The sequence below is a fragment of the Streptomyces jumonjinensis genome, assembly GCF_009600885.1.
In the GTDB taxonomy this organism is placed as follows: domain Bacteria; phylum Actinomycetota; class Actinomycetes; order Streptomycetales; family Streptomycetaceae; genus Streptomyces; species Streptomyces jumonjinensis.
On sequence record NZ_VCLA01000093.1, the window covers coordinates 1 to 7,885 of the forward strand.

A 7,885-nucleotide genomic window follows, 5' to 3' on the forward strand; every position below is an offset into this window, starting at 1 on the left:
GCCGCAGATCCGCCGCGCCCTCCTGCCGGGGGTAGGACATGCCCAGCCGCCGCCCCGACGCGGTGTGCACCGATGAGCGGGTCATGGCCGCACCAGTGACCGCAGATCGGCGAACCGGCGATCACCGATCCCGTTGACCTCGCGGAGTTGGCCGACGGACCGGAATCCGCCGTGCCGGGTGCGGTAGTCGATGATGTGCTGGGCCAGGACCGGGCCGACGCCCGGCAGGGTGTCGAGCTGCTCCGCGGTCGCCGAGGTGAGGCTCAGCGGCCCGGTGGGCTGCCCCGGGGCCGCCGCGCCCGCGGCAGCCGTCCCGGACACGGCACCCGGTGTGCCCGCGCCCGCGGCCCCCGGTGGCACGCCCACCACCACCTGCTCACCGTCGAGGAGCACCCGCGCGCGGTTGAGGCCGTCCAGGTCGGTGCCCGGCTCGGCTCCCCCGGCCGCGCGCAGGGCGTCGGCGACCCGGGACCCGGCGGGCAGTCGGAGCACACCGGGGCGGCGGACCTTGCCGCTGACGTCCACGACGATCCGCTCACCCGACTGCGTCACGGAGGGTGAGGAGTGACCGGCCGCCGGCTCCGCCCGCTCCTGAGCGGTCGTGCCCTGGCGGACCAGCTCCGGGGCGCGTACGGCCTGTGGCCGTCCCGCCCAGAAGTGCTGCACCGCGAAGACGACGGCCGCCACGAGAACGACGGCCAGAGCGGCGAGCGCCCTCGGTTCGAGCCCGCAGCGGAGCTGTATCCATAACGGCAGCCGCTCCCGCAGGGCGAGCCCCGCCCGCCGACGCGCGCCTCTCGCCCCAGCGACCCCGGCGCCCGGACCCGGACCCGCTCCCGAGTCTGATTCCGGGACCGGCCCCGGACTCGGCCCAGGCCCAGGCCCAGGACCAGGCCCAGGACCAGAACCCGTGCCCGCACCCGCGACGGGACCCGCGCCCTCGGCCGGCCCCGGCACCGCACCCGGGCCAGGCCCCCGGCCCGTACCCGAGGAGGCACCGGAAGCGATACCGGAAAGGCCGCCGAAACCACCGCCGAAACCGACACCACCGGAGGCCGACCCCACCGCGGCCCCCGGCACCCGTCTCCCGCGCGCCCTCGCCACCGTACGCACGGGCCCCCGGCCGCTGCCGGGGCCGCGGCCGAGCGATGGGCCTGCCCCGCGCCTGACACGGGCGCGGCCGTCCGATGCCGGGGCGCGGCCCGGCCCACTGGTTGCGGAACGTGATCGAAGAGCCATGGACAGGACGGTAGGCACATCCGCCCGAACTCGCTGAGCAGCCTCAATTCCCGTGGAAAACCAGACCGTTGTGAGTAACTCCGTCACCCACAAGTGTCACAGAGGCCCCCGGCGAAGCAGTCTCCCCGCAGCCACCACGGGGCACAGGGGAAGGCCCGGCGCTCCGGAAACCACGCCCGCGGACCCGGCGGGTCTCAGCGCGGTGAGACCACGGCTCCCAGCAGCCCCGGCCCCGTATGCGCCCCGATCACCGCGCCCACCTCGCTGACATGCAGATCGACCAGCCCCGGCACCCGCTCCCGCAGCCGTTCGGCGAGCGCCTCAGCCCGCTCCGGAGCCGCGAGATGGTGCACCGCGATGTCCACCCGGCTCAGACCCGCCCGTTCGACGGCGATCTCCTCCAGCCGGGCGATCGCCTTGGACGCGGTCCGCACCTTCTCCAGCAACTCGATCCGACCGCCGTCCAGTTGCAGCAGCGGCTTCACGGCGAGCGCCGACCCGAGCAGCGCCTGCGCGGCCCCTATCCGGCCGCCGCGCCGCAGATAGTCGAGGGTGTCGACATAGAACCAGGCCGATGTGCCCGCGGCCCGCTTCTCGGCGGCGGCCACCGCTTCATCGAGCGTGCCGCCGCTCTCCGCGGTCTCGGCCGCCGCGAGGGCGCAGAATCCCAGGGCCATCGCGACCATCCCGGTGTCCACTACACGCACCGGCACCGGGGCGTTTCTGGCCGCCAGCACGGCGGCGTCATACGTCCCTGAGATCTCCGCCGACAGATGGAGCGAGACGATCCCGGTCGCCCCGGCCGCCGCGCTCGCCCGATAGGTCTCGGCGAAGGTCTCCGGACTCGGCCGCGATGTGGTCACCGAGCGTCGCTTCTGCAGGGCCTGGGCGAGCGAGCGGGCCGAGATCTCCGTGCCCTCTTCGAGCGCCTGATCACCGAGCACCACGGTCAGGGGCACCGCCACGATGCCATGGCGCTCCATCGCCGGGTGCGGCAGATAGGCCGTTGAATCGGTGACGATCGCGACATGGCGGGACATGAGCGGGAGGTTACCGGTCGGAGGCATCGGACGGCAGCCCGGCCCTGTCGACGGTCAGCTGGGGGTCTCCGGGCGGGTGGTCTTCTGCCAGGGATAGGTCTGCTGGTGCGGGTCACGCGCGGTGATCGCCTGAGGCTGCTGGGCAGCGCCCCCATCGGCCGCCCCCGCCTCGGCCGCTGTCTCCGCACCGGGCCGCGCGGTCCCGCCATCCGCCGTGGACCAGCTCTTCCCGGGCTCGGTCCGCTCCGGCGAGGTCTGTCCCGAAGCCGCGTCGGCCGCCGGCTCCGACCAGTGCCGCAGAGCGCCCGCCTCCATGTCGATCTGGCTGCTCAGCATGTCCAGATCGTCGTTGGCGAACCTCTGCGCCCGGTCCCGCGCCGCCCAGCGCAGCGACTCCGCGGAGTGGGTGATCCGCTCCGTACGCTCCCGGAGATCGGGCAGCCGGGACGCGACCGTCGACTTGTCCGGCTCGCGCTCCAGCCGCTTCAGCTCGTCGTCCAGCTCATGGCCGTGCGCACTCAGCCGCTCGAAGAGAGCGATGGACTCGGAGAGGGAGGCATCCTCCGCCACCCCCGCGTGCAGCGCGTCCTGGGTGGCCCGCATCGAGGTGCGCAGCTTCAGACGCAGCTGCGCCAGCTCGGCGGCGACGCCGCCCTGCCCATAGCTCTTGGCCCGGAGTGTGGTGTCCTCGACCGTGCGCCGCGCCTGGGTGACCGTACGCTCCACACCCCGTTTGGCGGCGCGGACCGCCTTCACCGTCACATACGCGCCCAAAGCCACAAAGGCGACGAAGAGCAGCGCCAGTATCGTGATCACGGCTTCCATGTGCGCCCCTTCGGCGTCGGCTGTGTGCGCCGGCTGCGTACGTGCATTGTGTTTCCTCCACCGTAAACGGACCAGGCAGGCCAGGGGTTCCTTTCGAACCCCCAACCTGCCCGTAGGGGAAACCCCGAGGGGCGGACCGGGGGTTCCCGGGGGCCGGTGCGCCCCCGGGAACCCCCGGAGTCCGCACCGGCCGCCCGGCCCCGCCGCCTGCCTCGGAACGCCCCCGCCGCCTACGCGGGAACGCCCCCGTCACCCATCCGGAAGCGATCCCGCCGCCCCGTCCGGGAACGACCCCGTCGCCCCGTCCGGGAACGCCCCCGTCACCCATCCGGAAGCGATCCCGCCGCTTACGCGGGAACGATGTTGACCAGCTTCGGGGCCCGTACGATCACCTTGCGGATGCCCGCGCCGCCCAGTGCGGCGACCACCGCCGCGTCGCCCAGCGCCAGCGCCTCCAGGTCCTCGTCGGAGATCGAAGGCGGCACCTCCAGCCGGGCCTTCACCTTGCCCTTGATCTGCACCACGCAGATCACGGACTCGTCCACGACATACGCCGGATCGGCGACCGGGAAGTCCTGGTGCACCACGGACTCCTGGTGCCCCAGCCTGCGCCACAGCTCCTCGGCGATATGCGGAGCCAGCGGCGCGATCAGCAGCACCAGCCGCTCGGCCACGCTCCTGGAGAGCGGACCGCCGGTCTTGGTCAGATGGTTGTTCAGCTCGGTGATCTTGGCGATGGCCGTGTTGAAGCGCAGCGCCGACAGGTCCTGCCCGGCGCCGTCGATGGCCTTGTGCAGTGCGCGCAGCGTGGCCTCGTCCGCCTCGCCGTCGACGACCGTGACCTCACCCGTCGACTCGTCGACGATATTGCGCCACAGCCTCTGGAGCAGCCGGTACTGGCCGACGACGGCCCGGGTGTCCCACGGCCGGGAGACGTCCAGCGGCCCCATCGCCATCTCGTACAGCCGCAGCGTGTCCGCTCCGTACTCGGCGGCGATCTCGTCCGGGGTCACGGCGTTCTTCAGGGACTTGCCCATCTTGCCCAGCTCGCGCTTGACCGGCTCGCCCTCGTGGAAGAACTTCCCGTCGCGCTCCTCGACCTCGGCGGCCGAAACCGGGAAGCCACGGCTGTCCCGGTAGACGAACGCCTGGATCATGCCCTGGTTGTACAGCTTGTGGAACGGCTCCGGGGACGAGATGTGGCCCAGGTCGAACAGCACCTTGGACCAGAACCGCGCGTACAGCAGATGGAGTACGGCGTGCTCCGCGCCGCCCACGTACAGATCGACGCCGCCGTGCGGCATCCCGTCGCGCGGCCCCATCCAGTACCGCTCGATCTCCGGGTCGACCAGCTTCTCGCCGTTGTGCGGGTCCAGATAGCGCAGCTCGTACCAGCAGGAACCGGCCCAGTTGGGCATGGTGTTGGTCTCCCGGCGGTACCTCCGGGGGCCGTCGCCGAGATCCAGCGTGACGTTCACCCACTCCTCGTTGCGGGAGAGCGGGGTCTCGGGCCGGGTGTCGGCGTCGTCGGGGTCGAAGGTGCGCGGCGAGTAGTCGTCGACCTCGGGCAGCTCCAGCGGCAGCATCGACTCCGGCAGCGCGTGCGCCACGCCGTCCTCGTCGTAGACGATCGGGAAGGGCTCGCCCCAGTACCGCTGACGGCTGAACAGCCAGTCACGCAGCCGGAAGTTGATCGTCCCCTCGCCGATTCCGCGCTCGGTGAGCCACTGCGTGATCTTCGCCTTGGCCTCGGCGACCGCCAGGCCGTCCAGCGAGATCAGGTCGTTGGCGGAGTTGATCGCCGGACCCTGCCCGGTGAACGCCTCGCCCTCCCAGCCCTCCGGCGGCTGCACGGTGCGGATGATCGGCAGGCCGAACGCCTCGGCGAACTCCCAGTCGCGCTCGTCCTGGCCGGGCACTGCCATGATCGCGCCGGTGCCGTAGCCCATCAGGACGTAGTCGGCGACGAAGACCGGGACACGGGTGCCGGTGACCGGGTTCAGCGCGTACGCGCCGGTGAAGACGCCGGTCTTGTTCTTGTGCTCGGTCTGCCGCTCGACATCGCTCTTGGTCTGGGTCTGCTTGCGGTACGCCGACACCGCCTCGGCCGGAGTGGCCGCGCCGCCGGTCCATGCCTCCTTAACACCCTGGGGCCACTCGGCGGGCACGATCGAGTCGATCAGACCGTGCTCGGGGGCCAGCACCATGTAGGTGGCACCGAAAAGGGTGTCGGGACGGGTGGTGAAGACCGTGACCCGCGCGTCGTCGTGTCCATCGACCCGGAAGTGCACCCGTGCGCCCTCGGATCGGCCGATCCAGTTGCGCTGCTGGAGTTTGATCGCCTCGGGCCAGTCAAGGGCGTCCAGATCGTCCAGCAGCCGGTCGGCATAGGCGGTGATGCGCATGTTCCACTGGCGCAGCTTGGCCTTGAAGACCGGGAAGTTGCCGCGCTCGGAGCGCCCGTCGGCGGTGACTTCCTCGTTCGCCAGTACGGTGCCCAGGCCGGGGGACCAGTTGACCGGGGCGTCGGAGGCGTACGCCAGGCGGAATCCGCCCAGGACCTCGGCGCGCTCGGCGGCGCTCAGCTCACTCCAGCCGCGCGAGTCGCCCGGTACGGCGCGCTCGCCGCTTTCGAACTGCGCCACCAGGTCGGCGATCGGGCGGGCCTTCCCCGCCTGGTCGTCGTACCAGGAGTTGAAGATCTGGAGGAAGATCCACTGGGTCCACTTGTAGTACTCCGGGTCGATCGTGGCGATCGACCGGCGCTGGTCGTGGCCCAGGCCCAGACGGCGGAGCTGACGCTTCATGTTCGCCATGGCCTCCTCGGTGGACACCCGGGGGTGCGTACCGGTGGCGATGGCGTGCTGCTCGGCGGGCAGGCCGAAGGCGTCGAAGCCCAGGGTGTGCAGCACGTTATGCCCGGTCATGCGCTGATGGCGGGCGTAGACATCCGTGGCGATGTAACCCAGCGGGTGTCCGACGTGCAGTCCCGCACCCGAGGGGTACGGGAACATGTCCATGATGAACTTCTTGGGCTTGGCCACCAGGGCGGGATCCCCGGCCAGATCGCCGGTCGGGTTCGGCGCCGCGTAGGTGCCGTCGGCGTCCCAGAAGTCCTGCCAGCGTGCCTCGATATCGGCGGCCATCGCGGCCGTATAGCGGTGGGGCGCGGCCACCTCGGCAGCGGAAGCAGCAGAATTCGTCTCGCTCATGGTCCTTAAAGCTCCATCGATCGTCTCTGCCAGCGGTCTCAATCGGGCATAGGCCCACAAACAAAAGGACCCCTCACACAGGAGGGGACGCCGCGCCGATTCCGACCGGATCTCTTCATCCGTCGGGACTGATCAGCGCGGCTCACTAAGCAGAAGGCGTACGGCACGCATGGCGTCAGGGTACCGCAGCGGGCCATCCGGGCGCGCGGGCCCTGTAGGCCGGTGAGGTGACGCCCTGAGGGCCGGTGCGGCGAAGCCCTGAGGGTCGATGCGGCGACACCCTGAGGGTCGGTATGGCGAGCCCCTAGGGGACGCGACGCCCAGGGCCCCGCGTCAGGGCCCACGGCCAGGCAGCCGCCCCCTCGAACTCCCGTCCGTTACCCCGCGTATCACACCGATCCGGGGCAACTCCAGCACAGGCCGGAGGCGCTCACCGCCACTAAACCCCCAAACGCCGTACCGCTCGGTATGGAGCGACTTAGCATGCGTCAACGGGACCGCATTTCCCGCATCCTCGGAGTCGCCCCATGAAGCCACACCGAAAGAGCCGTTCCTTACCGCCGCCGGGTTCCGCATCGGGCCGTCCCTTCCAAGGCGTCCTCACCATGGCCGCGTTCACACTGATTCCGCTGATCGCCGTCGGCGGGAGCGATGATCTCCGCACCGCGCTCGACTTCACCACCGGAGTCCTGTCGCTGGTGTCCCTCACGGCGTCCATCGCCTGGGGGCTGATCGCCACCGACCGGCTTCTGCTCTCCCCACGCCACCGCCTCGTCGCCCAAGCCGTCCACCGCGCCACCGCGATCGCCGCACTCGGATTTCTGCTGCTCCACGCGACCGTGAAGATCTCGCTGGGGCATGTGGAGCCGATCGGGGCCGTCATCCCCTTCGGTCTCGGTGTGACCGGCGCCTCCGGTCTGATCGGTTTCGGCTCGCTGGCCGGCTTCCTGATGGTCGTCGCGGGGGCGACGGGCGCGCTGCGCAGCGCCCTCGCCGGCCGGAGCGGGATCGCCGGCCGCTGGCGTGCCCTGCATATGCTCGCCTACCCGGCCTGGTGCCTCGCGCTGATGCACGGACTGTTCGCGGGCCGCCCGGCCGCCGCCTGGGTGGTGACGATGTACGGGCTGGCGCTGGCGGCCGTGGCGGGCGCGATGTCGCTGCGGCTGCTGCCCCGGCCCGCGCGGCGGCGGATCGCGGACAGGGTCCTCGCCTTGACCGGCGGCGACGGAGAGCGCCGGGCCGAGCCCCTCCGGCCCGCCGCACCCGCCGACACCGCCGTGCTCGGCCGGCTGAACGGGGTTCCGGCGCAGCGCCCGCCCGGCCCCGGGTTCCCGCGCCCGGAAGCCGTCGCAGCGCCTGTCCGGCCCCGGCTCGCCGCTCCCGCTCCCCCGGTGTACGAAGCGCCGCCCCCGGCCGTGGAACCCGTCGCCGGTCGCGGCGCCCCCGGCAGGGGCCCTGGAGCGGGGGCCGGGATCTCGGCCGCGTACCGGGCGGTCTCGCCGCCCCCGCGCGCCGCTCCGGCCGGCCCGCCGCCGTCCGGCTGGGACGGTGCCGCTCCGGCGGGGCCGC

The 7,885-nt window shown here is 72.0% G+C and carries 4 protein-coding genes and 1 pseudogene; 1 reads left to right on the plus strand and 4 read right to left on the minus strand.

Annotation, left to right across the window (positions count from 1 at the left end):
* Positions 1 to 81: 81 nt before the first annotated feature.
* The 4 genes from FF041_RS40535 to leuS all read right to left on the minus strand — a co-directional run bounded on the left by FF041_RS40535 (position 82) and on the right by leuS (position 6,316).
* The gene (locus FF041_RS40535; RefSeq protein WP_407698137.1) at positions 82 to 687 is read right to left on the minus strand and encodes a helix-hairpin-helix domain-containing protein; all 606 of its coding nucleotides are present in this window, start codon (positions 685 to 687) and stop codon (positions 82 to 84) included.
* A 746-nt stretch (positions 688 to 1,433) separates the two neighbouring features.
* On the minus strand, positions 1,434 to 2,279 hold the full coding sequence (locus FF041_RS11195) for a DegV family protein (RefSeq protein ID WP_153522585.1): 846 nt from the start codon (positions 2,277 to 2,279) through the stop codon (positions 1,434 to 1,436).
* A 54-nt stretch (positions 2,280 to 2,333) separates the two neighbouring features.
* The gene (locus FF041_RS11200; protein WP_153522587.1) at positions 2,334 to 3,104 is read right to left on the minus strand and encodes a hypothetical protein; all 771 of its coding nucleotides are present in this window, start codon (positions 3,102 to 3,104) and stop codon (positions 2,334 to 2,336) included.
* Positions 3,105 to 3,451: 347 nt separating this feature from the next.
* Entirely contained in the window at positions 3,452 to 6,316 is a 2,865-nt protein-coding gene (gene leuS, locus FF041_RS11205) for a leucine--tRNA ligase (RefSeq protein ID WP_153522589.1), read from the minus strand.
* 605 nt (positions 6,317 to 6,921) lie between these two features.
* Between leuS and FF041_RS38925 the strand changes: the two are divergent.
* Positions 6,922 to 7,885: pseudogene (locus FF041_RS38925) on the plus strand (hypothetical protein); the annotation flags it as partial.

Bases quoted from the DNA above. Each gene is read 5' to 3' on its own strand.
- FF041_RS11195 (WP_153522585.1), bottom strand. From the start codon at position 2,279: ATGTCCCGCCATGTCGCGATCGTCACCGATTCAACGGCCTATCTGCCG.
- FF041_RS11200 (WP_153522587.1), bottom strand. From the start codon at position 3,104: ATGGAAGCCGTGATCACGATACTGGCGCTGCTCTTCGTCGCCTTTGTG.
- leuS (WP_153522589.1), bottom strand. From the start codon at position 6,316: ATGAGCGAGACGAATTCTGCTGCTTCCGCTGCCGAGGTGGCCGCGCCC.